This is a genomic window from Polaromonas sp. YR568 (genome assembly GCF_900116715.1).
In the GTDB taxonomy this organism is placed as follows: Bacteria; Pseudomonadota; Gammaproteobacteria; order Burkholderiales; family Burkholderiaceae_C; genus Polaromonas.
The window spans coordinates 1-25,647 of sequence record NZ_FPBM01000010.1 but is presented as its reverse complement, the minus strand read 5'-3'; the positions used below and the strand labels follow the sequence as shown (position 1 = coordinate 25,647).

Sequence of the window (25,647 nt, the reverse complement as noted above, 5' to 3'; positions counted from 1 at the left end):
GCGTTCCGCGAATTTCTGTGAGAATTGCGGGCATGAGAACAATATGCTTACAACGCGGCTGACCTCACTTTCATGACCACTGTTGTTTTCGCCGATCTTGTAGGCAGCACCAGCATGTTTGAACGGCTGGGCGATGAGACCGCGTCGCGTTTTGTGACGCAGTTGATTGGCGTGCTCAGCCAGGTCTTCGAGCAGCACCAGGGCCGTGTCGTCAAGCTGCTGGGCGATGGTCTCTTTGTGGTCTTTCCCAATGAGGGCGATGCGCTCTCCGCCTGTATCAGCATCCAAAAACGCCTTCAGGACAACCCCATCAAGCCCGGCGGCAGCGGCGCGCCGGTGCAAATGCAGATGGGCATCGAGTCGGGCGAGGTCGTCGAGATCGACGGCGACTGCTTCGGCGATACCGTCAATTCCGCCGCCCGCCTGGCAGACCTGGCCGGCGCTGCGCAAATCCTCACCACCGAAAACGTCTGGGCCGCCTTGCTGCCGGCGCACAAGGCGTCGCTGCGCAGCATGGGCCCCATGTACCTGCGGGGCCGGGCCGGCGCCAGCCATGTCTACCGCGTCGAATGGCAGACCGGGCGCGACGAAGACGCCACCATGGCCGGGCGTTCCATGTTTGCCTCGCCGAGCCAGGCCTTCCTGGAGCTCAGCTTTGCAGGGCAAACCGTGCGGCTGGACGCCAAAAGCAGCAAACTGGCCCTGGGCCGGGCGGCTGACGCCGCGCTCACGCTGAACGACCCGCGTGTCTCGCGCATGCACGCCACGCTGGAGTGGCGCGGCGGGCATTTTGTGCTGACCGACGCCTCCAGCTACGGCACCTGGGTGTACCTGGGCAACCAGAGCGAAGCCGTGGTGCTGCGCCGCACCGAGTGTTACCTGGTCGGCAACGGCCATATCGTGCCGGGCTGCGACCGCACGGACGACAACGCGCCGCTGATCGGGTTTTCCATCCGCAACTGATACCGCTGGGCGCGGGCAGGCGGGGCCGGGCGCCGCGAGCCGTCGCGCAGGCAGGCTAGAATTGTTTTGTTTCAAGACGTAGTTGGGCTCCCGGGCAGCCCGTAGGCCATTTCGCCTCAGTTGCCCGTTCCGTCCATTTCGCTCATTTCGCCCACCTCGCCCAATCCCACCTCTCATGAGTCTCAAGAAGCTTGGCCGATACGATCTCATCCGCGTGCTGGGCAAGGGCGCGATGGGCCTGGTGTATGAGGGGCGCGATCCCAACCTTGACCGGCGCGTGGCGATCAAGACCATCAAGGTGGAAAACCTCTCCGAAGAGGCGGCGGCGGAATACGAAGTGCGTTTTCGCACCGAGGCCCGTTCGGCGGCGCGCCTGCAGCACCCGCACATCGTCAGCGTTTACGACTCCGACCGCGACGGCGACATTGCCTTCCTGGTCATGGAATTCATCGCGGGCGACGACCTCAAGCACCACCTCGACAAGGGCGACCTCTATACGCTGGAGCAGACGCTGGGCATCATGGGCGATCTGCTCTCGGCGCTGGACTACGCGCACCGCCAGAGCATCGTCCACCGCGACATCAAGCCCGCCAACCTGCTGATCGAAACCACCGGCCGCGTCAAGCTCACCGACTTCGGCGTCGCACGCATCCAGGATTCAGGCGAAGCCACCCGCACCCAGGGCTCCATGGTGGGAACGCTCAAATACATGTCGCCCGAGCAAGTGCAGGGCCGGCCTATCGACGCCCGCGCAGACCTGTTTGCCGCCGGCATCGTGCTCTACCAGCTGCTCACCGGCAAGAGGCCGTTTGACGGCGACACCGATTTCGCCACCATCCAGCAGATCGTGGGCCACACGCCCGCTGCGCCCAGCGCATTCAATCCCAAGCTGCCCGCCGCGATCGATGCCGTGGTGGCCAGGGCGCTCGCCAAGTCGCGCGACCAGCGCTACGCCAGCGCGCAGGAGTTCATTACAGCGCTGCAGGCCGCAACCCGTGAAGCCACTGACACCACGGTGCTGCCGCCCGCCATTGCGCCCGGGCCGGGCAGCAACGCGACCTGGACGTCCACCATGCTGGCCGGTGAAGCCCTGGTGGACCAGCCGTCAGGCACCAGCGCCAATATTTCGGTGGTGACGCAAGAGCTTGAGCTTGTCTACTGGAAAGACATCAAAGAGTCGATGGATGTGGAAGACTTTCAGAGTTTTCTGGCCAAGTTTCCTTCAGGCATTTATGCCGATCTGGCCCGCCGCCGCCTGAAAAAAATGGGTGCATCCGGCGGGGAAGATTCCGACATCGGTTCGCGCCTGGGAACGGGAACGCTGGTCGTACCGCGTCCGGGCGGCCAGAATGCGGGCTCTACACAGGGCACGGCAGGCGCCGGTCAGGGCAGTAATACCGATACCGCGTGGAAAGCGCTGGAAGAAGCCGCCGCGCAAGTACCGGTGCCGGCCTTTGTGCCGCCAACGCCTGCGGCAGACGACCCGGACGCCACGCGACTGGGCGCGCCCATACCTGTGATGCCGGCGGCAGCCCAGCCTGCGGCAAAAGCGCCAGTGCAGGAAGAACCGTCTCAAGCCTCGGAATGGCCCGAAACCGTGTTCAGCGACGCAGCCACCGGCCTTGCAGAGCCTGAAGTCAAAGCTCCAGTTGCTGACGCGGCCAGCGCCAAATCGGCCAAGCCGCTCAAAACAGCGAAGGCTGCCAAGCCGCTGAAGACGGCCGACGCCACAAAGACCGACGCTGCGAAGACTGACGTCACGAAGACCGATACCGCAAAGGCCGAGCTGGCAAAAAGCGATCGCTCCGGCTCCGCGTCCAAATCTGCCGCCAAAACCACCGGTACGGCAAAACCCGCGATGCCACGCCACCTGGTGTGGGGCGGGGCGGGGCTGGTGGCGCTGGCGTGCATAGGCATCGGATTCAAACTGATGTCGGGCTCCGGCAAACCGGCTGAGCCGCCCGCGGTGCAGGCTGCGCAAGCTGTAGACAGCGGCGCGGCTGCGCCGGCTGCGTCTGCGGCCTCCGATGCTGTGGCGCCTGTTACACCTGTCGCGGCGCAGGCGTCCGCATCGCCGGCGCCGGCGGCCTCCCAGGCGGCAGCGCCACTGTCGCCGGCCTCCAGGGCCGCCCTGGCGCTGGCGGCGGCCAATAAAAAAGCCGCCCTCGAGAAGGAACGGCTGGCCAAGCAGGGTACGCAGGCCAAACCAGGCACAACGACACCCGCGGCCGTAGCGACCGAACATTCGGCCACTACTACGGCAGCTCCTGCAACCACCGCCGCCACCGGCCCGCGGCAGGCCTGTGAGAACCGCATGCTGATCGGCTTTCAGATCTGCATGACGGAGCAATGCGCCAAGCCGGCTTTCGCCAACCATCCGGTGTGTGTGGAACGCCGGGCGATGGAGCAGCGCCGGCGAGAGGCCGAGCAGTTCACCCGGTAGCTGAAGCTGCCCTTACTGAAAAAACGGCATCAAGGCCGGCAACAGGACTGCTATTAAATCAGTAGCTGCCGACGTCCGTCTTTAAAGGGCTAGATCCCGATTTGACGTCTAAAGCCTAGTCCTGCCAGCCGGCAGGCCGGCGTTGCGCCTGTTGCTGGCGCTCCTGGGCCAGTTGCTCTTCCAGTTGCAGGCGGCCTTGTGTGGCCACGGCAATCACCTTGGTGCGGTCTTTGCGATGCGGGTACATGCGTTCAAACAGCTCCAGGTTGTGCCGGCGAAAGCGCATGGCGGCCTGGCGCGCCTCGTGCGGCGGCTGGCCCAGCAGCTCCAGCACCGTGCGCGCGCTGCGCAGACTGGATTCAAACACTTCGCGTTCCACCTGCATCACGCCGCGGTCGCGCAGTGCGTTCCAGTGCGTTACGTCGCGCGCGCGGGCCACGATCTGCATCTGCGGAAAATGCTCGCGCGCCAGGTCCACGATCTTTAGGGATTGGTCCATGTCGTCGACCGACAGCACCAGGATTTTGGCCGTGGCCGCACCTGCCGTGCGCAGCAGGTCCAGCCGCGTCGCGTCGCCGTAAAACACCCGGTAGCCGAAAGCCCGCACGGTTTCCACCATCTCGGCGTCGTGGTCCAGCACCGTGGCGGGGATGCCCTGGGCCAGCAGCATACGGCCTATGATCTGGCCGTAGCGGCCGAAACCGGCAATGATGATGGGCGCTTCCTGCTGCTCGGAGATTTCTTCGAGCTGCGGCGTGTCGCAACCGGCCCAGCGCGGCAGCAGCAGCTTGTCGACCGCCACCAGCAGCAGCGGGCTGAGCAGCATCGACAGCGCCACCGCGCCTATCAGCAATGACGCCGTCTCCGCGGAAAACACCTTGGCTCCGGCAGCCGCCTGGAACACTACAAAGGCGAACTCACCACCCTGTGCCAGCAGCACCGCGAACACCGGCCGCTCCTGAAAGGGCAGCTTCATCAGCCAGGCCAGGCCGTAGATCACCACCAGCTTCAGTGCCAGAAAGCCCAGCAGGATGGCGGCCATGAGGCCGGGCGACTTCCACAGCACGCCGAAGTCGATGCTCATGCCCACGGCGATGAAAAAGAGCCCCAGCAGCAGGCCCTTGAAGGGTTCGATGTCGGTTTCGAGTTCGCGCCGGTATTCGCTTTCGGCCAGCAGCACGCCGGCCAGAAAGGCGCCCAGCGCCATCGACAGGCCCACAAACTGCATCAGCGCGGCGATGCTCACCACCAGCAGCAGCGACGCAGCCGTGAAGATTTCGGGCGTGCCGCTGTTGGCGATCCAGCGCAGCAGGGGGCGCAGCAAGAGGCGCCCGCCCAGGATGATGCCGGCAATCGCGCCGACGATCTTGAGCGCTTCCAGCGCCCGGCTGCTGTGGCTGACGGCCTCGTTGTCGCCGGCCATGGCGCCCAGCAGGGGCAGCAGCGCCAGGATGGGGATGGCCGCCACGTCCTGGAACAGCAGGATGGAAAAGCCCGCCTGCCCGCTGGACGTGGGCATCAAATGGCGCTCGCCAATGGCCTGCAGGGCAATCGCGGTGGACGACAGCGCCAGGCCCAGGCCCGCGACCAGCGCGATCTGCCAGCTCACGCCGAAGGCCATGGCCACGCCTGTCAGCAGCACGGCGCAGCCCAGCACCTGTGCGCTGCCCCAGCCAAAGATGGGCCGGCGCAAATTCCACAGGCGCTTGGGTTCGAGCTCCAGGCCGACGAGAAAGAGCATCAGCACCACGCCAAATTCGGCAAAGTGGAGGATGTCCTGCACGTTGGTGACCAGGCCCAGGCCCCAGGGGCCGATGGCGATGCCGGCGGCGAGGTAGCCGATGATGGAGCCGAGGCCTAGCTTTTTGGCCAGCGGCACGGCGATGACGGCAGCCGCCAGGTAAATAAAGCTGTTAATCAGCCAGGTGGGGGCGTGCTCCATCATGACGCTCCCATTGGATTCGCATTGGCGGATTCATCAGGCGCCTTGGACCTGTCGCGCATGGGCACCACACAGGCGGCGCATTGCTCCAGGTCTTCCAGCTCGGGCCAGTCGGGGTAGCTTTGCAGGCGCTGGCTGAAGGTTTCGACGTGGCTCACGACGGTCTGGCGGTCGACCGTGTGGGCGCCGTGCAGCACCAGCGGCGGCAAAAACCGCATGCCGCACAGCGCGGCGGTCTGTTCATAGGGCGGCAGGAAGGCGTCAAAGAAATAGCGGTTGTAGCCCTGCGGATGGTAGGACTCCTCAGGGCCGCCGGTGGTGGCCACCAGCCACAGGTCCTTGCCCTCCAGCGCCCGGCCCCGGCCCTCTTCACCTTCGCCGTAGGCCCAGCCGTAGCTGAGCACATCGTCGAGCCAGAGTTTTTGCAGCGGCGGCATGGAGTACCACTGGACGGGGTGCACCAGCACCACCAGCCTGGCGCGTTCCAGCGCGGCCTGCTCCAGTGGAACGTCAATGGCATAGTCGGGGTAGCTGGAGTAAAGGTCTTGCACTTGCGCGCGGGACAAGGCCTTCGCGGCCTCCATCAGGGGGCGGTTGACCCGCGATTCGCGCCATGCCGGATGGGCTGCAATGACATAAATGTCAGGGTTTACCGCGCCATCCGTGGGTTTTTCAGTGGTTGTGAGAAGGCTGTCCATGCCGTTACCATAGCGGAAAAGCAAGATGAGAGCTTCTCAGAGCTTCCCTGAATAACAAGGAGATTCGCATGCCCGTGGTTGTGATCGCCAATCCGAAGGGGGGCGTCGGCAAGACGACGCTGGCCACCAATGTTGCCGGCTACTTCGCCAGCCAGGGCCATTCGGTCATGCTGGGCGACGCCGACCGGCAACAATCTTCAAGGCTGTGGCTGGGCCTGCGCCCGCCGGCCGCAAGGCCTATCACCACCTGGGACGTGAACGCCGACCTGATCGTCAAACCCCCCAAAGGGACCAGCCATGTGGTGCTCGACACACCGGGCGGCCTGCACGGCTGGCGCTTTAACGACGTCCTGAAGCTCGCCGACAAGGTCATCGTGCCGCTGCAGCCCAGCGTCTTTGACATCTTTGCCACGCGCACTTTCCTGGACCAGCTGGCCGAGCACAAGCACGCCGGCAAGATGCAGGTGGGCATCGTCGGCATGCGGGTGGACTCACGCACGATTGCCGCCGACAAGCTGCGCGGTTTTGTGGAGGGCCTGGGCCTGCCGGTGCTGGGCTATCTGCGCGATACGCAAAACTACATCCACCTGGCCGCGCGCGGCCTGACCGTGTTTGACGTGGCGCCCAGCCGGGTCGAAAAAGACATGGAGCAGTGGAAAGGCATCTGCCAGTGGCTGGACCGCTAAGCTCCCTAAGCTCCAATAGCACGGCAGCTTGTCGCTGAGCCGACAAGCCGTGCGCGGGCGTGCCGCTACAGTGGCGCGATGAAGACTTTTCAAACCCTGGCCGAGCTGGCCGCCTGCACCGGGCAGGAAGTCGCCGTCAGCGACTGGATCACCATCACCCAGCAGCAGGTCAACCTGTTTGCCGAGGCCACGGGCGACCACCAATGGATTCATGTCGATGTCGAAAAAGCGGCCGCCGGGCCGTTTGGCGGGCCGATCGCGCATGGTTTTTTGACGCTGTCGCTGCTGCCGCGCTTTTTTGAATCTTCTTTTGAGATCACCGGCTCGCAGATGGGCGTGAACTACGGCCTCAACAAGGTGCGTTTCACGGCGCCCGTGCCGGTGGGCAGCCGCCTGCGGGGGCGCATGAAGCTGCTGGCGGCCGAGGCGATTGCCGGCGACGGGATGCAGATGACCTGGGAAGTGACGGTAGAGCGCGAAGGATCGGCCAAACCGGTGTGCGTGGCCGAGTCGCTGGTGCGGCGCTACCCCTGAGCCGCCGCGCTAGCCAAAAACTAGATGCGCGTGAGCTGGCTGGCGGGCAGCCAGCCCTCAAAAACCCCGATCAGGCTGTTGATGCGGTCGGCCGCTTCGGTCTGGGTGTGGGCCTGCGAAATGCACTGGTGCAGGTCGCTGCGCAGCATCCACAACTCTGAAGGCGTTTGCGCCACATTGATTTTGTAGAGAACGCGTTCGGAGCGCATGTCCTTGCAGTCATGCAGCAAGGCTTGCAGGCTTTCCCGGATCTCCTCGACGGGCAGGCGGCTGATTGTGGAACGGCCGGAATCGGAAAACGCGGGCGCTGCAATACCGAAAATACGCTGAATCACCATGTTCACGGGAAGACTCCTGGGACCAGTCTTGTGAACTGGGACTATGGGAAGGAATACGCGGGGAGGGCGGAAGGTCGCAAGTGGCCGGGGTACCGGCATTCACAGACCTGAAGCTTTAGGCTTGAAGCATTCGATTATAGGGTTTTTACCTAGTCCCTGGCAAGGGGCCTGGGCGCCCACCCGACGGACGGTCAGGCCACCGTGGCGCCGCCGAAGCCGTTCTGACGCCAGGCCTCAAACACCGTAACAGCCACGGAATTGGAGAGGTTCAGGCTGCGCTGGCCGGCCTGCATGGGCAAGCGCAGGCGTTGGCTGGGCGCAAAGGACTCCCGCAGCTCCGGCGCCAGTCCGCGGGTTTCGGCGCCGAATACCAGCCAGTCGCCCGGCTGAAAACGCGCGTCGTAGACACTGCCCGAGCCCCGGGTGGTCATGGCAAACAGCCGGTCTGCGGGTGGTTGCTCACTTTCCAGAAACGCCTGCCAGCTGGCATGCCGCAGCACCTTTGCGTACTCGTGATAGTCCAGCCCGGCGCGGCGCATGTGTTTGTCATCCATCGAAAAACCCAGCGGCTCGACCAGGTGCAAACGGCAGCCGGTGTTGGCCGCCAGCCGGATCACGTTGCCGGTGTTGGGAGGGATTTCGGGTTCGACGAGGACGATATTGAACATGCGGCAGACCGGGTTGCGAGGCGTCGAATGGCGGGAGTAGTGGGAACAGTGAGTAAGGCGGAGCCGGGATTCTAGGCGGGGGCTGTTCTTGCCAATACGACTGCGGTGACGTGCGCGGCGCCCGCGTCCCGCAAAACCTGCGCCGCCGTGTAGATCGAAGCCCCGCTGGTCATCACGTCGTCGACCAGCACCACGCGCCGGCCCCGCAGCTCGGCCACGCGCAGTGGGTCGACCTGAAAGGCGCCTTTTACATTGGCCAGCCGCTCCTTGCGTTTGAGCTGGCTTTGCGGGCGGGTGTGCCGCACGCGCAGCAGCAGCCTGGCGTCGGCGCGGGCCGGTGTGCGCGTCTGCCGCGCCAGTTCCGTGCACAGCTCCCAGGCCTGGTTAAAGCCCCGCGTCTGCAGGCGCTGCGCGGCCAGCGGCATAGGCAAGAAGCAGTCCCCGGGGGCCAGACCGGCAAACACCTCAGCGGTGCCGGGCGACTGGAGCAGCAGGCCGGCGAAAAAACCGGCCCAACCGTGCTGCCCGCCGAATTTGTAGCCTGCGATCAGGGTGGACCAGGGGTAGGCGTAATGCACGCCGGCCACGGCGCTGTCCAGCGGTGGTGGCTGGGTGGCACAGGCGCCGCACAGCTGCGGGCCTGTGCGAAGGCCCATAGAGAGATCGGCCGGCAAGGCGAGGGCGCATCGCCCGCAGCGAGGCGCCGGCGGCGCGAACCGCGCCACGCAAGGCCCGCACACCGGATGCGCCGGCCAGCTGCGGCAAACGGCGCACTGGCTGGCAATGCCTGTTCGAAAACTGGCGCCAAGACCGGCAAGAAAGCCGGAGGGCCGGGGCGGTAATGTGTGGGGTGCAAGCAGGCGGGTGAACACCGTGTCAATATACTCGCGTACTTTTCAGCGAACCGTAGCGCCTTCCTTCATGACCACTTCCCATCAGCGTCCGCCCACGCTAGACCCGCTTGCCGTCGGCCGCTGGGAGCGCACCGCGCCTTTGGCATCGCCATGGCTTCATGAGGAAGTGGCCCGGCGGATGATGGACCGCCTGCAATGGATCAGGCTGCAACCCGCTTCGTGGATCCACTGGGGCGCGCTGCGCGGAGGGCTGGAGGCGCAGGCGCAACTCGCCGGCCGCTATCCCGATTCAAAGTGTTTTGTGGTGGAGGCCAGCGCGGAACGTACGCAGGAAGCTATCAAAAAAATAGTGAGGCCGTGGTGGCACCCTGCGCGGTGGACGGCGCCCGCCGTGCGTTTTGAGGCGCCCGCACCCGGCAGCGCCGACATGCTCTGGGCCAACATGGCGCTGCATGAGTCGGCCGACCCACAGGCCTTGCTGGCGAAGTGGCACCAGGCGCTCAAGGTCAACGGCTTTGTCATGTTTTCGTCCCTGGGGCCCGACACCGCCAAAGAACTGCGCGAGGTGTATGCGCAGCTGGGCTGGCCGCCCGCGGGCCACGAGCTGACCGACATGCACGATTGGGGCGACATGCTGGTGCAAACCGGGTTTGCCGAGCCGGTGATGGACATGGAGCGCATCACCTTGACCTATGCGACACCGCAGCGGCTGTTGCAGGACCTGGCGGAGCTGGGCCGCAACTTCCATCCGGCGCGCTTTCCCGCGCTGCGAGGCAAGGCCTGGAAGGCCAAGCTCGAAGATGCCCTGGCCCGCCACCTGGTGAAGGGCGACGACGGAAGGCTGTCGCTTACTTTCGAAGTCATCTATGGCCATGCCCTGAAGGCGCCGCCCAAAATCAAGGTCAGTGCGCTCAGCGCCGTGTCGGTAGACGACATGCGCAGCATGCTTCACGGCCAGCGGCCGGGCGCCTGAGAACAGCTTCAGAAACCATGTGTTGCGCAGGCGCTCATCCTGCGCGTCCCAATCGGTCTGCGAGGGGCTTTTCAGGGGGCCAACAAGGTAAACCCGGCTACAATTCAAAGCTGGATTTTGGGGATGTTCCCACGCCTTGTGCGGCCGGTGCCCGGCATTGACCGCAGCTTTTTGAGGGTTGCCGCATGTTGCAGCCAACGCCAGCGTTTCGTTTTGCCACCATGCCCGCTCAGGGCGCCCACAGCCATGATGCTGTGTTGTGGCTTCTCAAGCGTCACTGTTCACTCACACCGGCCCAGCTGGGGTGGCTTTACGTGTCGCTGTGCTGCGTTTCGCTGGGGATCGCGGCATTTTTCTGGGCACAGGGCGCCACCATGGTGATGCCTTTTGCCTGGGCTGAGCTGGCGGCAGTGGGAGCGGCCTTTGTGGTGTACGCCCGCCATGCGGGAGACGGTGAAAAAATCGTCCTCGAAGGCGGGCAGCTGGTTGTAGAGCTGGAAACGGCAGGGCGCACCGAGCGGGCCGAGTTCAACCGCGAATGGGTGAGGATTGAGCCCAAGGCGGAAGACGGTTCGCTGATTGAAGTGTCCGGCCAGGGCCGGTCGGTGCGGGTGGGGCGCCATGTGCGGCCGGAGTTGCGTCCGGCGCTGGCGCGCGAGATTCGCATGGCGCTGCGAAGCGCTTGACGAGGCCTGAAAGTCTCGCGTCAGTTCAGGCGGCGGCCGGAGGGTCCGCCGCTAACTTTATAATCAGCCGGTTAATTTGGTCGGTAACGTCGGTAATTGAAGCAGAAAAAGTGATCACGATGAACGTAAGCAACACCATGAGCAAAATGACACGGCTTGGCATGCAGCATGCAGGCGCAATTCTGGTATCTGCGGCCGCCTGGGTCAGCACCGCCGCTTACGCTGTCAATGACCTGAAAGGCGGCCCCGCCGTCAATCAGCTGAACCTGCACCCGGCCGTGACCAAAATTGCCGAAGAGCAGCAATGGCTGCACTGGTTCATGATGGCCATCTGCCTCGTGATCTTCGTGGCGGTGTTCGGGGTGATGTTCTATTCCATCCTCAAGCATCGCAAGTCCCTGGGCCACAAATCGGCCAACTTCCACGAATCCACCGCCGTTGAAATCGCCTGGACGGTTGTTCCCTTCATCATCGTGATCGCCATGGCCCTGCCGGCCACCAAGGTGCTGGTTGCCCAGAAGGACACCACCAGCGCCGACGTCACCATCAAGGCCACCGGCATCCAGTGGAAATGGGGTTACGACTACATCAAGGGCGAAGGCGAAGGCATCGGCTTTGTCTCCACGCTCGACAACACGCACCGCGAAATGTCCAACAACGGCGGCCCCAAAGCCGGCGAAGCACCCGACAACTACCTGCTCAAGGTCGACAATCCGCTGGTTGTCCCCGTCAACAAGAAGATCCGCATCATCACCACCGCCAGCGACGTGATCCACGCCTTTGCGGTGCCGGCTTTCGGCATCAAGCAGGATGCAATCCCCGGTTTTGTGCGCGACACCTGGTTCCGTGCCGAACAAATCGGCGACTTCTACGGCCAGTGCCAGGAACTCTGCGGCAAAGAACACGCTTATATGCCCATCCACGTGAAGGTCGTCTCCGCTGCCGACTACACCGCCTGGGTGGCCGTCAAGGCCAAGGAAGCTGCTGCCAAGCTGGATGATCCTTCCAAGGTCTGGACGCTGGTTGACCTGAAGGCTCGCGGCGAAAAAGTCTACGCCGCCAATTGCGCAGCCTGCCATCAGGCCAACGGCAAGGGCGCAGGCCCGATCAAGCCGCTCGACGGCTCGGCCATCGTGCTGGATGCCGACCACAAGAAACAGATCATGATTGTGCTGAACGGCGCTGCCGGCGGCGCGATGCCTTCATGGAAGGCGTTGAGCGACACCGATCTCGCAGCCGTGATCAGCTACTCCAAGAACAACTGGTCCAACCAGACCGGCCAGATCGTCCAGCCCGCCGAAGTGCAGGCTGCCCGCAAGTAAGCCGATCCGTCCCACGACCAGAATCCGCCGGCGCTGTACCTTTTGTATACGCGCCGGCCGCCAAGATAAAGCTACAGGCCAAAGCCACCAAAGGAAGCCAAGATGAGTGCAGTTCTAGACCATCACGACCACGCGCACGATGACCACCACGACCACGCCCCTGCGGGCTGGCGCCGCTGGGTCTTCGCGACCAACCATAAAGACATCGGAACGCTGTACCTGCTGTTCAGTTTCTTCATGTTGATGTTCGGCGGCGTGCTGGCTCTGCTGATTCGCGCCGAGCTGTTCCAGCCCGGGCTGCAACTGGTCAACCCTGAGCTCTTCAACCAGCTCACCACCATGCACGGCCTGATCATGGTGTTCGGCGCCATCATGCCGGCCTTCGTGGGTTTCGCGAACTGGATGATCCCGCTGCAAATCGGCGCGGCCGACATGGCTTTTGCCCGCATGAACAACTTCAGCTTCTGGCTGATGATCCCCGCCGGCATCATGCTGGCCGGCTCCTTCCTCATGCCCGGCGGCGCACCCGCCGCGGGCTGGACGCTCTACGCGCCGCTGACGCTGCAAATGGGCCCGTCCATGGACGCCGGTATTTTTGCAATGCACATCCTGGGCGCTTCGTCCATCATGGGCTCGATCAACATCATCGTCACCATCCTCAACATGCGCGCCCCCGGCATGACGCTGATGAAGATGCCGATGTTCTGCTGGACCTGGCTGATCACCGCCTACCTGCTGATCGCCGTGATGCCCGTGCTGGCAGGCGCCATCACCATGACGCTGACGGACCGCCACTTCGGCACCAGCTTCTTCAACCCCGCCGGCGGCGGCGACCCGGTGATGTACCAGCACATCTTCTGGTTCTTCGGCCACCCCGAGGTGTACATCATGATCTTGCCGGCCTTCGGCATCATCAGCCAGATCATCCCGGCTTTCTCGCGCAAGCGCCTGTTCGGTTACGCCTCCATGGTGTACGCCACCGGCTCCATCGCCATCCTGAGCTTCGTCGTGTGGGCTCACCACATGTTCACCACCGGCATGCCGGTTACGGGCCAGCTGTTCTTCATGTACTCCACCATGCTGATCGCCGTGCCTACGGGCGTGAAGGTTTTCAACTGGATCGCCACGATGTGGAAGGGTTCCATGACCTTTGAAACCCCCATGCTGTTTGCGGTGGGTTTCATCTTCGTGTTCACCATCGGCGGCCTGACCGGCGTGATTCTCTCGGTCGCACCGATTGATACGCAGCTGCAAGACACCTACTACGTGGTGGCCCACTTCCACTACGTGCTGGTGGCCGGCTCGCTCTATGCCCTCTTTGCCGGCTACTACTACTGGTCGCCCAAATGGACGGGCGTGATGTACAACGAAACCCGCGGCAAGATCCACTTCTGGTGGTCGCTGATTTCCTTCAACGTGACCTTCTTCCCGATGCACTTCCTGGGCCTGGCCGGCATGCCGCGCCGCTACGCCGATTACCCCATGCAGTTCGCCGACTTCAATGCCGTGGCCAGCGTGGGCGCGTTCTTCTTCGGTTTTGCCCAGCTGTACTTCTTCCTGTTCATCGTGGTGCCCACGATGCGCGGCAAGGGCGCACCTGCCAAGCAGAACCCCTGGATGGACGAAGGCGGCAAGGGCGCCGAAGGCCTCGAGTGGGAAGTTCCTTCCCCAGCGCCTTTCCACACCTACGAAACACCGCCCAAGCTGGATGCCTCGGCAACCCGCGTGATCGGCTGATCGGCCGCGACTAAGCAATTGACCCGAACCGGTAAAAAAACATGACACCCGAGCAAAAGAAAAGCAACCTGCGCCTGGCGCTGATCCTCGCTTCGGTCGCGTTCGTCTTTTTTGCCGGCTTCATGGCCAAGATGATTTTCCTGGCCCACTGAGCCGGCCTGACAAATTCCAGGCACAAAGTTCAGGCATAAGGCGGTACCAACGTGATGCGGCTCAAGCGCGAAAACTTCAACATGATGGGCAAACTGGCCGTGATCGTGCTCGGCATGTTTGGCTTCGGTTACGCGCTGGTCCCTATCTACAAGGCGATTTGCGAAATGACCGGCATCAACGTGCTGGCCTTGTCCGACCGCCAGATTCCCGGCGCGACGTCCAGCTCACCCGCCAATACGCAGGTGGACCGCACACGCACCATCACGGTCGAGTTTGATGCGAACTCGCGCGGCCCCTGGCATTTCAAGCCCGCCCAGAACACGCTGCAGGTTCACCCCGGCGAGTTGACCACGGTGATGTACGAGTTCCAGAACGTGCAGAACCGGACCATGTCTGCCCAGGCCATCCCCAGCTACGCCCCCGCTCAGGCCGGCGCGCATTTCAACAAGCTCGAGTGCTTCTGCTTCAGCCAGTACACCCTGGCGCCCGGCGAAAAGAAACAGTGGCCCGTGGCCTTCGTGATCGATCCGAAGCTGTCGAAAGACGTGAGCACGATTACCCTGTCGTACACCTTCTTTGAAGTGGGGGGCAAGACGCCGCCCGCGCCCGTGACGCCGGCAACGACGGCTGCCGTGCCACCTGAAAAACAGGCAGGCGCATGAGCATGGCCGCAACCCCCGGCAAACCTTCTTTTTGGCGCACGGTCAAGGCCGTGGCCTGGTCTTTCGTGGGCCTGCGTGCGCGGGGCGATTACGAAGAAGACGTGAAAAATTTGAACCCCCTCCACATCATTGTGGTCGGGTTGATTGCCGTCGTGGTGTTTGTCGCAGCCCTGGTGCTGCTGGCCAAGTGGATGGTCGCGCACTGAGCGCGGCACCTGCACAAACACCCCACGGCGCAAGTTAAAAGATTATTGGAAATTCGAGAGAAAAACAGGAGTCGAGCGATGTCAACAGCAACCCACGGGTCAACCCCCCACTACTTCATCCCCAGCCCATCGAGCCACCCGGTGATGGCATCCATCGGCCTGTTTTTTGTCATCTTCGGCGCCAGCCAGTGGATCAACGGCCACGGCTGGGGCAAATGGTCTGTGGCCTTCGGCATGGTGTGGTGGCTGGTGACCTTGTTCCGCTGGTTCAGTCAGTCCATCGCTGAAAGCGAAGGCGGCCTGTACGGACGCAAGATCGACCTGTCCTTCCGCTGGAGCATGAGCTGGTTCATTTTCTCGGAAGTGATGTTCTTCGGCGCCTTCTTCACCGCCCTGTGGTGGGCCCGCGCGCACTCGCTGCCTGCACTGGGCAGCCTCGAAAACGCGCTGCTCTGGCCTGACTTCAAGGCCGTCTGGCCCACCCTTGCCGCCGGCGTGACCGCTTCGCCTGCCGACATCATCGAACCCTTCACCGCCATGAAGCCGCTGGCAATTGGCGGCGGCATCTGGGCCAGCATCATGGGCTCCCTGCCCACCGTCAACACGGCCTTGCTGCTGACCTCCGGCGTCACCATCACCATCGCCCACCATGCCCTGATCGAAGGCAAACGTGCCCGCACCATTGCCTTCATGTGGGCAACGGTAGTTCTCGGCCTGGTCTTCCTGTTCGTGCAAGGCTATGAGTACTTCCATGCCTATCACGAGATGAACCTGAAGCTGTCGTCCGGCGTGTATGGCTCGACCTTCTTCCTGCTCACCGGCTTTCACGGCTTCCACGTGTTCGTCGGCATGCTGATGCTGTTCTTCATCACGCTGCGCCTGCAAAAAGGCCACTTCACCCCTGAAAAGCATTTCGGCTTTGAAGGCGCCGCCTGGTACTGGCACTTTGTGGACGTGGTGTGGCTGGGCCTGTACATCCTGGTGTACTGGTTGTAAGGGAACCAACAGCGGCCAAGGCCGCTCAATCAAAGGCCGCTTGATGCGGCCTTTGTTCTTTATTCCGCCACCTGGAGTGGCTTTTTATTTACCAGCGGGAATGCCGGTCGGCTGGATATAACCGAGCTTCCACGCAATCAGAATGCAGATGAACAGCAAAACCGAAAACCCGATACGGAACGCCAGTGCGCGCGCCATGTTGCTGTTTTTGCGTTTGCTGCTTTCGGCGTCTTCGCTACCCTTGCCGCCCCTGAGCATGAAGAACAGTGCGGAGGCCAGGCTGGCAAAAATGGCGATAAACGCCAGTGCGATCAGGTAAGTCATGAACAGGATTATCGGCTCATGACACGCGCTTTGCACTCCCCACGCTTCTGGATACTCACCGTGGCCGCACTGGTGGTGGCCGGCACGACTTTTTCGCTGGGGCAGTGGCAGCTGCGCCGCGCCGCGCAGAAAGAAGCGCTCCAGGCCGCCGTCGATTCCAAGGGCCGGCTACCCGCGCTGGATGCACGCTCGCTGCTCACCGCCCCCAACATCACCGACGACATTCACCGGCCGGCCACGCTCAAAGGCAGCTGGCGCGCCGACCATACGGTCTACCTCGACAACCGGCCCATGAGCGGCAAAACCGGCTTTGTGGTGGTCACGCCGCTGGTGCTGGAGGGCAGCGCACAGGTCATCCTGGTGCAGCGGGGCTGGGTGCCGCGCAATTTCGCCGACCGCACCCGCCTGCCGGACGTTGCAACGCCTGCGGGCGCCGTGACGGTAGAAGGGCGCATAGCCCCGCCGCCCTCAAGGCTCTATGAATTCACAGGGGCCGAGAGCGGCCGGATACGGCAAAATCTCGACTTGCCTGCTTTCCGGACGGAAACCGGTTTGCCTTTGCTGGAAGTCTCACTGCTTCAGACCGGCGCCGCCAGTGAAGGCCTGCTTCGTGAATGGGCAGCGCCCAACCTGGGAGTGGACAAACACTACGGTTATGCCTTCCAGTGGTTCGGGCTGTGCGGCCTGATGATCATTTTGTATGGCTGGTTTCAGCTGGTCCTTCCTCTCCGTAGTCATTTACGTAATTCATCGCGCGGCGAAAAAAGCCGTGACCCACTGCCGTGACAAACGATACGCCTGACACTTCTTCTCTCCGTGCTACCGCCCCGGTCATGCCTGACCAGCCCCTGGGCCTGACGGTGCACGCGATGCCCGTGCTCGACCAGTCCAGCACGCGCGAGCCCAACACCGTTGCGGGCCGCTGGAAAATGCTGGCCGTGCTGCTGGTGTGCGCAGCGCCGGTGCTTGCGTCTTACTTCACCTACTACGTGGTCCGTCCGGAAGGCCGCCGCAACTTTGGCGAACTCATCAACCCGCAGCGGCCTTTGCCGCCACTGGCCACGCGCGCGCTCGACGGCCGCGCCGGCACGCTCACGGCGCTCAAAGATCAATGGCTGCTGGTCAGCGTCTCTGGCGGCGCCTGCGACGCGAAGTGCGAGCAGAACCTGTACTTCCAGCGCCAGCTCCGCGAATCGCTGGGCAAGGAAAAAGACCGCCTGGACCGCGTCTGGCTGGTCGTGGATGACGCACCGGTGCGCGATGCTCTGCTGCCTGCACTGGCTTCGTCGGCCGTGCTGCGTGTAGCGCCTGCCGAGCTCGCCCAGTGGCTGGAGCCCGAGGCCGGCAAGCGCCTTGAAGACCACCTCTATCTGGTCGACCCGATCGGCAACTGGATGATGCGTTTCCCGGCCGACATGGACGCCGCTGCCGCCGCCAAAGCCAAGCGCGACCTGGATCGCCTGCTGCGCGCCTCCAGCAGCTGGGACAAGGAAGGCCGTTGAACCGGTTTTGCCGGTTCAACACCTAAATCTCGCATCACCATGTCAAGCACCTCACTCTACGACCTCAGCCCCGCCCTGCGCCTGATGATCATGGGCCTGGTAGTGGCGATGGGCCCGCTGGCCTGGGTGTGGGTGCACAACAAGAACGCGCCGGTGGCGCAGCGCCTGCGGGTGTTGACGCTGGTGACGCTCTTTCTCACGTTTGACCTGGTGATCTTCGGCGCCTTCACGCGCCTCACTGACTCAGGCCTGGGCTGTCCTGACTGGCCGGGCTGCTACGGCAGCGCCAGCCCGGTGGGCGCGCAAATGCATATCGAGGCCGCGCAGACCGCCATGCCGACAGGGCCCGTCACGCACTCCAAGGCGTGGATTGAAATGATCCATCGCTATCTGGCGACAGGTGTCGGTGTGCTGATCCTGACGCTCGCGGTGACCAGCTGGCTGGAGCGCAAACGCACGCCAGTCTCCTTCTGGTGGCCTGCCGTCACGCTGATCTGGGTGTGCCTGCAGGGCGCATTCGGCGCGCTTACCGTCACCATGAAATTGTTCCCGGCCATCGTCACCATGCACCTGCTGGGCGGCCTTGTGCTGCTCGCGCTGCTGCGTGCGCAGGCAGCGCGCTACGCGCAAGCCCAGGGCACCCACGCCACGCTGCTTTCCGCCGGCCTGCGGCTTGCCGTCATCGCAGCCTTCGCGCTGCTGTGGATCCAGATCACCCTGGGCGGCTGGGTCAGCACCAACTACGCCGTGCTGGCCTGCACCGACTTTCCCGGTTGCCAGGGCTCGCTCTGGCCGGCCATGGACTTTAGCCAAGGCTTTACGCTGTGGCGCGAGCTGGGCGCGGGCCATGACGGCGCCAGCATCAGCTTCCAGGCGCTTACTGCCATTCACTATGTGCACCGCCTGGTGGCTTACCTTGTGTTTGCCGTCTTTCTCGCGCTGGCTTTCCATCTGCACCGTATCCCGGCATTTCGCACGTCGGCGCGCTGGCTGGCGGGGCTCATTGTGTTGCAGGCCGTCACGGGCATCAGCAATGCCGTGCTGGGCTGGCCTTTGCTGGCGGCTGTGACGCACACCGGCGGCGCAGCGGCCCTTGTCATTGTGCTCAGCGGCGTGGTCTTTTCCAGCCGCAGCCAGGCCCCTGTGCCACATGCGTCAAAATTGATGACCGACTCCCCATGAACCCCAGCACCCCGTCCGCCGCACCGGCCCCCGTCACCCCTCACGTTCCGTCAAAGTTCGCGCAGTTCTATGCGCTGACCAAACCGCGTGTGGTGCAGCTCATCGTGTTCTGCGCCTTGATCGGTATGGTGCTGGCCGTTCCCGGCGTACCCACCTGGCCCGATGTACGGCTCGCGCTGATCGCCTGTGCCGGCATCTGGCTGGTGGCCGGCGCAGCGGCAGCCTTCAATTGCCTGGTCGAGCAGCAAATCGACGCGCGCATGCGCCGCACCGCCTGGCGCCCCACCGCCAAGGGCGAGCTCAGCAACCCGCTCACGCTCACCTTCTCGGCCGCGCTGTGCGCGCTGGGCTCGTGGATTTTGTACGTGTGGGTCAATCCGCTCACCATGTGGCTGACCTTCGCCACCTTCATCGGTTATGCGGTGGTCTACACCGTGATCCTCAAACCGATGACGCCGCAGAACATCGTGATCGGCGGCGCTTCAGGCGCCATGCCGCCTGTGCTGGGCTGGGCCGCCATGACGGGCTCGGTCGGCCCCGAAGCGCTGATCCTCTTCCTCATCATCTTCCTCTGGACGCCGCCGCACTTCTGGGCGCTGGCGCTCTACCGCGTTGAGGACTACCGCAAGTCCGGCCTGCCCATGCTGCCCGTCACCCACGGCAACGAGTTCACGCGCCTGCAGGTCTTTCTCTACACGCTGGTGCTGTTTCCCGCCTGCCTGATGCCTTTCATCTTCAAGATGAGCGGCTGGCTTTACCTGGTGGCCGCCGTCGCACTCAGCATCGGCTTCAGCTGGTACGGCTTTCGCCTGTGGCGCAATTACTCTGACGCACTGGCGCGCAAAACCTTCCGCTTTTCGCTGATCCATCTTTCTGTGTTGTTTGCAGCGCTGCTGCTTGACCACTACCTTGTCTGACCTTCTTATGCCTACACCCACAAACTTGCCTACACGCCGCAGCGCCGTCAAAACCCTGGCCGGTGCCGCCGCGCTCATGGCCATGGCGGGCCTGCTGGCCGCCTGCACGCCTGACAAACCCCAGTTCAAGAGCATAGACCTCACCGGCGCCGACTACGCGCAAGGTTTCACGCTCACCGACCACAACGGCCAGGTGCGCACGATCAAGGACTTCGCCGGCAAGGCCGTCGTGGTGTTCTTCGGCTTCACACAATGCCCCGACGTGTGCCCGACCTCCATGGCCGAGCTCGCGCAGGTCAAAAAACTGCTGGGCGCCGACGGCGACAAGCTGCAAGCCATTTTCATCACCGTTGACCCTGAGCGCGACACACCCGAAGTGCTCAAGGCCTACATGGGCAATTTCGACCCGGCCTTCCTCGCGCTGCGGCCCACCATGGCTCAGTTGCCTGAAGTCGCCAAAGACTTCAAGGTGTATTACAAAAAGGTCGACGGCAAAACGCCCGGCAGCTACACCATGGACCATTCCGCCGGCAGCTACGTCTTTGACGGCAAGGGCCGCATCCGCTTGTACAACCGCTACGGCAGCGGCGCCGAATCGCTGGCGTCCGACATCGGCTTGCTGCTCAAGGGCATGTAATTAGCCGCGTGACCTGGCGCTTGATCAGTTGCGTAAGCCGCGACTGATCAGAAATTCACCGTCTTGATCGACTTGCGCGTATTCGCAGGCATCTCGCGCAGCGAAGCCAGCAGGTAGTGCAAATGCTCGCTGGCATCCAGGTGCTGGCTGGTGCAGGTGGCATCGGGCACCAGTGCAATCGCCACATGCAGCTTCAGGTGCGAGCCAACCGGCAGCAAGTCTGAAGGCTGCAGCGCCCGCGCCACCAGCTGCGTGGCCGCCGCCACGGCTTGCGCGGCCGTCACCGGGCCCTCAATCAACAACGCGAATTCACTGTCGCCCACACGCGCCGCAATGTCGATGTCGCGCGCCAGTTTGCGCAGGCACGAGCCCGTCAGCACCAGCGCATAGTCGGCGATCTGCCGGCCGTGCTCCTTGGCAAACCAGCCGTGGTTGGACAAATCCACCAGCAGCAGCGCCGAGAGGTGTTTGTAGCGGTTGGACCGCAGCAGCGCGTCATGCAGCCGCTCCTCAAAGGTGTGCAGGTTGGTCAGACCCGTCAGCGGCTCGGTCTGCGTCAGCGCAGCGGCGCGCGCGCGGGCCTCGCGCCGCTGGGCGGCCCGCCGCAGCAGGCCGTAAAACAGCAGCGGCGTCTCCAGCGCTGCGCCCAGCGTCAGACCGTATTGCGTCAAAAAGCTGATCGGTATCAGCCCCAGGTTGCGCAAGATAGGAAATGGCGCCGTCAGGATGACCGGCACAAAACCCAGCGCGATCCAGCGCATCGTCACATCACCCCTTTGCCAGGCAATGAACACCATCACGCAGACAACCGCCATCGCCACGACGATGAGCAGCGTGACGGCGAGAAAACTCGCGCGTGTCGGCAAGAACACATCCACCACCGCCAGCAGCGCCAGCGCCACCATCAGCTTCATCGACAGCCAGTCCAGCACCGCCGAGAACTGCCGCGGCCGCGTCACCACCCGCGCAAACCAGATGCCGCTGCAAGCGGCCAGCACCGGCAGCAAAAACGACGACAGGTTGTTCCATCCCGCAAAGTCGGGCCAGAGGTATTGCCCGCCAATGCCCAGCAGCCCGGCTTGCGCGGCGGCCAGTGCCGCGATGTAGACGGCATAGGACGCAAAGCTGCGGTCGCGGAAAGCCACCGCATAGGCCGCAGCCACCAGCGCCATCAGCACCGTCAGGCCGAAGTAGGCGCCCAGCAGAAACTGCTCCTGCATGCGCTGCGCCAGCAGGGCAGGGTGGCTGTAGATAAAGAGAGGCGCTGAAAACGGCGTGCGCGCATGCTCGATGCGGATGAAATACGTGACGGGTCGCGTCTGCTCCGTGTCCAGTTCAAAAACCGGAAAGCGGTCGGGCCGCGGCCAGCGGCTCACCGGAATGCTGTCGCCCGCCTTTTGCTCGACCCAGTTGCCGATCGCGTCGCGGTAATGCAGGCTCACAGCGTCAACGCCGGCGCTGCTCACCTCCAGCGCCCAGCGCTGCGACAAATCCAGCTGCATGGCGTTAAAGCGTATCCACATCACCTGGCCGTCCAGCAGCGCGGTGTGGCCGGCCGGCCGCCTGGCAAAGGGCAGGTCGTATTCCCAGGCTTCGACTTGCTCCACAACGGCCGTGCCGGTGGTGTCTATCCAGTACTGGCTGTGTTCGGCCAGCTCGATCTGGCCGTCAGGCGCGTTGAGCTGCAGCACCGGCAGGCGGGCGTCGGCGCTGTGCTGCGCCCAGCCCGGCATGGCCGCACCCAGCAGGTACGCCGCCAGCAATCCCCTGAAATAACCCGCGAAGAAGAGAGGGAAGACAGAGAAGAGGGCGCGCATGAACCGCTGAACACGCCTGGGCAGGCCTGAAAGCGCGTTAAGGATCAGCACAAATTCATTGTGCGACTATGCGTAACGAATTGCGTTTTAAATTTGCGTTGGTGCGTGGGAGCAACTGCAATTTAGTGCAGCAAATCACGCCGCAAGCCGTATCGGCGGCGCCGAAATTGTTTTCAGGCAACACGCACCTGAACACACGCCCACAAAAAAGCCCGCACGTTTGACGGTACGGGCTTTTTGAAGAAGCCGGGCTTGATGCCCGGAGGCGCTTTAAGCGTAAGCCGCCAGCACCTTCTTCATTTTCTTCATGGCCGCCACTTCAATCTGGCGGATGCGCTCGGCGCTCACCTTGTACTCGGCCGCCAGGTCATGCAGCGTCATGCCGCCTGAACCGTCGTCGTTCACCTTGAGCCAGCGCTCTTCCACGATGCGTCGTGCGCGCGGGTCCAGCTCTTCCAGAGCGGCGGTGATGCCGCTAGAGGCGAGGTTGTCACGCTGGCGCGACTCCATCAGCGCGGTCGGTTCCTGCGTGGCGTCGGCCAGGTAGGCGATAGGGCCGAAGGCGTCTTCACCGTCGTCGCCCGGGGTCGGGTCCAGCAACACGTCGCCGCCTGACATGCGCTGCTCCATCTCGATGACTTCCTCGCGCTTGACGTTCAGCGTCTTCGCCATGGAATCGATCTGGCCTTCGGTCAGCGTGTCGCGGTGCGTCGCCACATCGGCGTCGTCCTTGAAGCCTTGCTTCATCGAGCGCAGGTTGAAAAACAGCTTGCGCTGGGCCTTGGTCGTGGCGACCTTGACCATGCGCCAGTTTTTCAGGATGTACTCATGAATCTCGGCCTTGATCCAGTGCATGGCGTAGCTCACCAGGCGAACATTCTGGTCCGGGTCAAAGCGTTTGACCGCCTTCATCAGGCCGATATTGCCTTCCTGGATCAGGTCGCCGTGGGGCAGGCCGTAACCCAGGTATTTGCGCGAAATCGACACCACCAGGCGTAAGTGAGAGAGCACTAACTTACCGGCTGCATCAAGATCGTTGTTTTCCTTGAGGTTTTTGGCAAATTCCTGCTCCTGCTCCAAAGTAAGCATGGGGAGGCGGTTGACGGCGGAAATGTAAGCGTCCAGGTTGCCCAGCGGGGGAACCAGCGACCAAGGGTTGACGGCTGCCACGGCGCCGGCTTGGGGCGCGGCGACGGCAGAGGTCAGCGATTGGGGGGAAAGAGCATATGACACTGCAGAACTCCTTTTCTCTAGTGCTAAATATTAGCACTCTGTTAGAGCGAGTGCTAAACAATAGGTTCAATGGCACGGATAGCGCAGGGCTAAGAGGCAATTTTGGGCAATTGGGGGCTTTTTGCCCCCGCCAGCTTGGTGTTAACCCTTGGTTTTCAGTATGACCGGGGTATGACGGCTTTGGTTCTCGCGCTTTGGTATCCGGGATGTAAATGCGGGTAATTCTTTGGCATCCCGGCTGGATAGTGGCGCATGCGGGCGTCACCGCTGCCGGCGGCCTTGCGGCGGGCGCGCGGCGCGGCAGTCCGGGTTTGAAGCTTTTCGCGGCCTGATGCCGGGTTTGGCGATTCGCCTCGCCGGAACTCAACAAGCCGTGTTGGTCATTTCAGCGTCTTCAAGTCAAGGTTCAGTAACTGGGCCGTCTCGCGGATGATGTTGTAGTCGGCATCCGTGGTCGGCTTGAAGCCGTTGAGCATGCCGTGAACATGCCAGGTAATGTCTTTGGCCTCGAGAAAGGCGGCCCGGATGCGCTTCTTGAGATCGGCAGGCAAGTCCTTGCGCCATACCATGGGGGATCCGGGAATCGGATCAGATTGCCAGATCACGGTGATGTCCTCACGCCTGACAAGCCCCCTGGCAATGACGCCGTCCAGGAGGCGGTCACCAGTCGCGGCAGCATCCACTTTTTTGTTCTGCACGGCAATAGCGTTGGCGTCGTGCGAGCCGGAGTAGATGACGCGGCCGAAATCATTGTCGGGGTCAAAGCCCAGTTTTATCAGGCCGGCCTTGGGGAGCAGATGGCCTGACGCCGAGCTGGGGTCGACATAGGCAAAGCTCTTGCCCTTGAGGTCGTTAATGGTTTTGATTCCGCTGTTTTTGTGCGTAATGATCTGGCTGCGATAGAAGATTCGGCCGTTCGCCTTGATCTCAGCAAACACAAACGCTTCAATGTCGACCAGGGTCTTGCCCAGCACATACGCGAAAGGGCCCAGGTAAGCCAGGTCAATACGTTTGAGGCGTAGCGCCTCGATCAAGCCGTTGTAGTCGGCCGCCACAAAGGGCTTGACCGGCATATTCACCGCTTTGGACAACTTGTCCAGCATGCCCTGGCTGTTGGCGATCACGGCGCGGGGATCTGCTGACGGGTTAAAGCCAAAGGTCAGCACCTGCTGCTGCGCTGTTACGGGCAGTGCCATGGCGCCGGCTGCAGTGGCCGCAGTGCTGATCAGCACCTTTCTGCGACTCATCATGTCTTTGCCCCGTTGTGCAGATGGTTCATAACATACTCCTTTTTTTTAAACGAAACTGCCCGTGAGGAGCTTTCACGGTCAGTAGAAACGCTGAGTGTTGGGTGTTGGGTTGCGCTGAAGCCCGGCCTGGGCGGCGGTTCAGCATCTGGAACCGGCCAGGAGCCGGCTAACAAGCCGCATGCATCGCATGCTCATCCACAAGTTCGGTCATCGTGAGTGAAAGGTTTGGCAACTGGTGCAGGCGGCGCGCCAATGCGTTGGCCCTGAGTTGCACGGCGTCCCACCGGATATAAAAATTCTGCCATTTCTCGGCGGTGTCATGGCTGCTAGACCATGCGCGAGCAAGGCCCGCCACGCTCTGAAGCGCCGCTTCGCCGTCCGAATCACAGAGCAAGCCCATGGCGTGGCGCACCGCCTTGCCGTCAGTCACGCGAGGCTGTCCTACCAGGGGCGTCACAACGGGCACACCGCTGAGCATGGCGCGCATTGCGATGTCTTCATGGCGGCTCATGACAAGGTCTGACGTCCGGATGACCTCGTCCATTTCTGCCCATGACATCTGTGGCAGCAGCGTGTGTTGAATTGCGCTGAAGTCTGACCCGAGTTTTCCATCGAATCTTGACCCACACTCTTTGTGAGCAGAACGTGCTCACGATGTGGATAAGTTCTTGATGTTCTCCTTTTTTGGCTGGGTGTGTGGATCTGCCTCAAAGTGCGCCGCTGTTTCCGCGATTTTGTTGCCTCAATTCCCAGCCATGTGGCCAGCTTCTCGGCATAGGGATCGAGCTTGCTTGAGCTGACCCGCCTTGGATACTTGGGCTCGCTCTCTTCTGATCGCAGGTGCTTCTTCACTGTGTTGCGAGCCAGGCCTGTACGCCTTGAGATCTCGCGGATGGACATCTGATCTCGCAATGCCCAACGTCT

The 25,647-nt window shown here is 62.9% G+C and carries 27 protein-coding genes and 1 pseudogene; 17 read left to right on the top strand and 11 right to left on the bottom strand.

What is annotated here, in order from left to right; translation table 11 throughout:
- Positions 1 to 72: 72 nt before the first annotated feature.
- On the top strand, positions 73 to 963 hold the full coding sequence (locus tag BM408_RS18620; protein WP_092131773.1) for an adenylate/guanylate cyclase domain-containing protein: 891 nt from the start codon (positions 73 to 75) through the stop codon (positions 961 to 963).
- A gap of 175 nt (positions 964 to 1,138) precedes the next feature.
- Entirely contained in the window at positions 1,139 to 3,406 is a 2,268-nt protein-coding gene (locus BM408_RS18615) for a serine/threonine-protein kinase (RefSeq protein ID WP_092131771.1), read from the top strand.
- A gap of 115 nt (positions 3,407 to 3,521) precedes the next feature.
- On the opposite strand, the gene kefC is transcribed toward BM408_RS18615, so the two are convergent.
- Both kefC and BM408_RS18605 read right to left on the bottom strand, forming a co-directional pair.
- Complete coding sequence (gene kefC / locus BM408_RS18610; protein WP_092131769.1) at positions 3,522 to 5,348, bottom strand: glutathione-regulated potassium-efflux system protein KefC; 1,827 nt, start codon at positions 5,346 to 5,348, stop codon at positions 3,522 to 3,524.
- On the bottom strand, positions 5,348 to 6,046 hold the full coding sequence (locus BM408_RS18605) for a glutathione-regulated potassium-efflux system oxidoreductase KefF (protein WP_092131768.1): 699 nt from the start codon (positions 6,044 to 6,046) through the stop codon (positions 5,348 to 5,350). Before BM408_RS18605 ends, kefC begins: the two co-directional genes overlap by 1 nt.
- A gap of 68 nt (positions 6,047 to 6,114) precedes the next feature.
- Between BM408_RS18605 and BM408_RS18600 the strand changes: the two genes are divergently transcribed.
- A complete protein-coding gene (locus tag BM408_RS18600) occupies positions 6,115 to 6,732 on the top strand; it encodes a ParA family protein (protein WP_092131766.1) in 618 nt (205 codons plus the stop codon).
- Positions 6,733 to 6,810: 78 nt separating this feature from the next.
- Positions 6,811 to 7,266, top strand: a complete 456-nt coding sequence (locus BM408_RS18595) for a MaoC family dehydratase (RefSeq protein ID WP_092131765.1) — start codon at positions 6,811 to 6,813, stop codon at positions 7,264 to 7,266.
- 20 nt (positions 7,267 to 7,286) lie between these two features.
- Here BM408_RS18595 and BM408_RS18590 read toward each other — a convergent pair whose 3' ends face one another.
- The 3 genes from BM408_RS18590 to BM408_RS18580 form a co-directional block, all read right to left on the bottom strand.
- Positions 7,287 to 7,610 carry a hypothetical protein gene (locus BM408_RS18590; protein ID WP_092131763.1) on the bottom strand — a complete coding sequence of 108 codons (324 nt, stop codon included), beginning with the start codon at positions 7,608 to 7,610 and terminating at the stop codon, positions 7,287 to 7,289.
- A gap of 185 nt (positions 7,611 to 7,795) precedes the next feature.
- Positions 7,796 to 8,272 carry a tRNA (uridine(34)/cytosine(34)/5-carboxymethylaminomethyluridine(34)-2'-O)-methyltransferase TrmL gene (trmL, locus tag BM408_RS18585; protein WP_092131761.1) on the bottom strand — a complete coding sequence of 159 codons (477 nt, stop codon included), beginning with the start codon at positions 8,270 to 8,272 and terminating at the stop codon, positions 7,796 to 7,798.
- Positions 8,273 to 8,343: 71 nt separating this feature from the next.
- Positions 8,344 to 8,928 (bottom strand): ComF family protein, encoded by a 585-nt coding sequence (locus tag BM408_RS18580; protein ID WP_371327033.1) that lies wholly within the window; start codon positions 8,926 to 8,928, stop codon positions 8,344 to 8,346.
- A 265-nt stretch (positions 8,929 to 9,193) separates the two neighbouring features.
- On the opposite strand from BM408_RS18580, the gene BM408_RS18575 reads away from it, so the two are divergent.
- The 8 genes from BM408_RS18575 (at position 9,194) to BM408_RS18545 (ending at position 15,861) form a co-directional block, all read left to right on the top strand.
- Complete coding sequence (locus BM408_RS18575; RefSeq protein ID WP_092132035.1) at positions 9,194 to 10,099, top strand: methyltransferase domain-containing protein; 906 nt, start codon at positions 9,194 to 9,196, stop codon at positions 10,097 to 10,099.
- Between the two features lie 185 nt (positions 10,100 to 10,284).
- Positions 10,285 to 10,785, top strand: a complete 501-nt coding sequence (locus tag BM408_RS18570) for a DUF2244 domain-containing protein (RefSeq protein ID WP_371327032.1) — start codon at positions 10,285 to 10,287, stop codon at positions 10,783 to 10,785.
- Positions 10,786 to 10,931: 146 nt separating this feature from the next.
- Complete coding sequence (coxB, locus tag BM408_RS18565; protein ID WP_092131759.1) at positions 10,932 to 12,107, top strand: cytochrome c oxidase subunit II; 1,176 nt, start codon at positions 10,932 to 10,934, stop codon at positions 12,105 to 12,107.
- Between the two features lie 102 nt (positions 12,108 to 12,209).
- Complete coding sequence (gene ctaD, locus BM408_RS18560) at positions 12,210 to 13,844, top strand: cytochrome c oxidase subunit I (protein WP_092131758.1); 1,635 nt, start codon at positions 12,210 to 12,212, stop codon at positions 13,842 to 13,844.
- A 41-nt stretch (positions 13,845 to 13,885) separates the two neighbouring features.
- Positions 13,886 to 13,996 carry a cytochrome oxidase small assembly protein gene (locus tag BM408_RS23080; protein WP_217649447.1) on the top strand — a complete coding sequence of 37 codons (111 nt, stop codon included), beginning with the start codon at positions 13,886 to 13,888 and terminating at the stop codon, positions 13,994 to 13,996.
- 54 nt (positions 13,997 to 14,050) lie between these two features.
- Positions 14,051 to 14,659: a cytochrome c oxidase assembly protein gene (locus tag BM408_RS18555; RefSeq protein ID WP_092131756.1), complete on the top strand. Its 609-nt coding sequence runs from the start codon at positions 14,051 to 14,053 to the stop codon at positions 14,657 to 14,659.
- On the top strand, positions 14,656 to 14,865 hold the full coding sequence (locus BM408_RS18550) for a DUF2970 domain-containing protein (RefSeq protein ID WP_092131754.1): 210 nt from the start codon (positions 14,656 to 14,658) through the stop codon (positions 14,863 to 14,865). Before BM408_RS18555 ends, BM408_RS18550 begins: the two co-directional genes overlap by 4 nt.
- 78 nt (positions 14,866 to 14,943) lie before the next feature.
- A complete protein-coding gene (locus tag BM408_RS18545; protein ID WP_092131753.1) occupies positions 14,944 to 15,861 on the top strand; it encodes a cytochrome c oxidase subunit 3 in 918 nt (305 codons plus the stop codon).
- Positions 15,862 to 15,945: 84 nt separating this feature from the next.
- Here BM408_RS18545 and BM408_RS18540 read toward each other — a convergent pair whose 3' ends face one another.
- On the bottom strand, positions 15,946 to 16,185 hold the full coding sequence (locus BM408_RS18540; protein ID WP_092131751.1) for a twin transmembrane helix small protein: 240 nt from the start codon (positions 16,183 to 16,185) through the stop codon (positions 15,946 to 15,948).
- An 18-nt stretch (positions 16,186 to 16,203) separates the two neighbouring features.
- Between BM408_RS18540 and BM408_RS18535 the strand changes: the two genes are divergently transcribed.
- The 5 genes from BM408_RS18535 to BM408_RS18515 are packed head-to-tail and all read left to right on the top strand — an operon-like array spanning position 16,204 to position 20,423.
- Positions 16,204 to 16,971, top strand: a complete 768-nt coding sequence (locus BM408_RS18535) for an SURF1 family protein (protein WP_092131750.1) — start codon at positions 16,204 to 16,206, stop codon at positions 16,969 to 16,971.
- Positions 16,972 to 17,018: 47 nt separating this feature from the next.
- Positions 17,019 to 17,687, top strand: a complete 669-nt coding sequence (locus tag BM408_RS18530; protein WP_092131748.1) for a thioredoxin domain-containing protein — start codon at positions 17,019 to 17,021, stop codon at positions 17,685 to 17,687.
- 39 nt (positions 17,688 to 17,726) lie between these two features.
- Entirely contained in the window at positions 17,727 to 18,869 is a 1,143-nt protein-coding gene (locus BM408_RS18525; protein WP_092131746.1) for a COX15/CtaA family protein, read from the top strand.
- Positions 18,866 to 19,786, top strand: a complete 921-nt coding sequence (gene cyoE, locus BM408_RS18520) for a heme o synthase (protein ID WP_092131745.1) — start codon at positions 18,866 to 18,868, stop codon at positions 19,784 to 19,786. The genes BM408_RS18525 and cyoE overlap by 4 nt, the downstream gene beginning before the upstream one ends.
- A gap of 7 nt (positions 19,787 to 19,793) precedes the next feature.
- The gene (locus BM408_RS18515; RefSeq protein ID WP_175541841.1) at positions 19,794 to 20,423 is read left to right on the top strand and encodes an SCO family protein; all 630 of its coding nucleotides are present in this window, start codon (positions 19,794 to 19,796) and stop codon (positions 20,421 to 20,423) included.
- A 47-nt stretch (positions 20,424 to 20,470) separates the two neighbouring features.
- Here the strand turns inward: BM408_RS18515 and BM408_RS18510 are convergent, their stop codons facing one another.
- The 5 genes and pseudogenes from BM408_RS18510 to BM408_RS18490 form a co-directional block, all read right to left on the bottom strand.
- Entirely contained in the window at positions 20,471 to 22,240 is a 1,770-nt protein-coding gene (locus BM408_RS18510; protein ID WP_092131744.1) for a 7TM diverse intracellular signaling domain-containing protein, read from the bottom strand.
- Positions 22,241 to 22,510: 270 nt separating this feature from the next.
- Positions 22,511 to 23,446, bottom strand: coding sequence for an RNA polymerase sigma factor RpoH (gene rpoH, locus BM408_RS18505; RefSeq protein WP_175541848.1), 936 nt, complete (start codon positions 23,444 to 23,446; stop codon positions 22,511 to 22,513).
- 407 nt (positions 23,447 to 23,853) lie between these two features.
- Entirely contained in the window at positions 23,854 to 24,723 is an 870-nt protein-coding gene (locus tag BM408_RS18500; RefSeq protein ID WP_254774878.1) for a phosphate/phosphite/phosphonate ABC transporter substrate-binding protein, read from the bottom strand.
- A gap of 166 nt (positions 24,724 to 24,889) precedes the next feature.
- A complete protein-coding gene (gene earP, locus BM408_RS18495; protein WP_256375264.1) occupies positions 24,890 to 25,306 on the bottom strand; it encodes an elongation factor P maturation arginine rhamnosyltransferase EarP in 417 nt (138 codons plus the stop codon).
- A 113-nt stretch (positions 25,307 to 25,419) separates the two neighbouring features.
- A pseudogene (locus BM408_RS18490) lies at positions 25,420 to 25,647 on the bottom strand (IS21 family transposase); the annotation flags it as partial.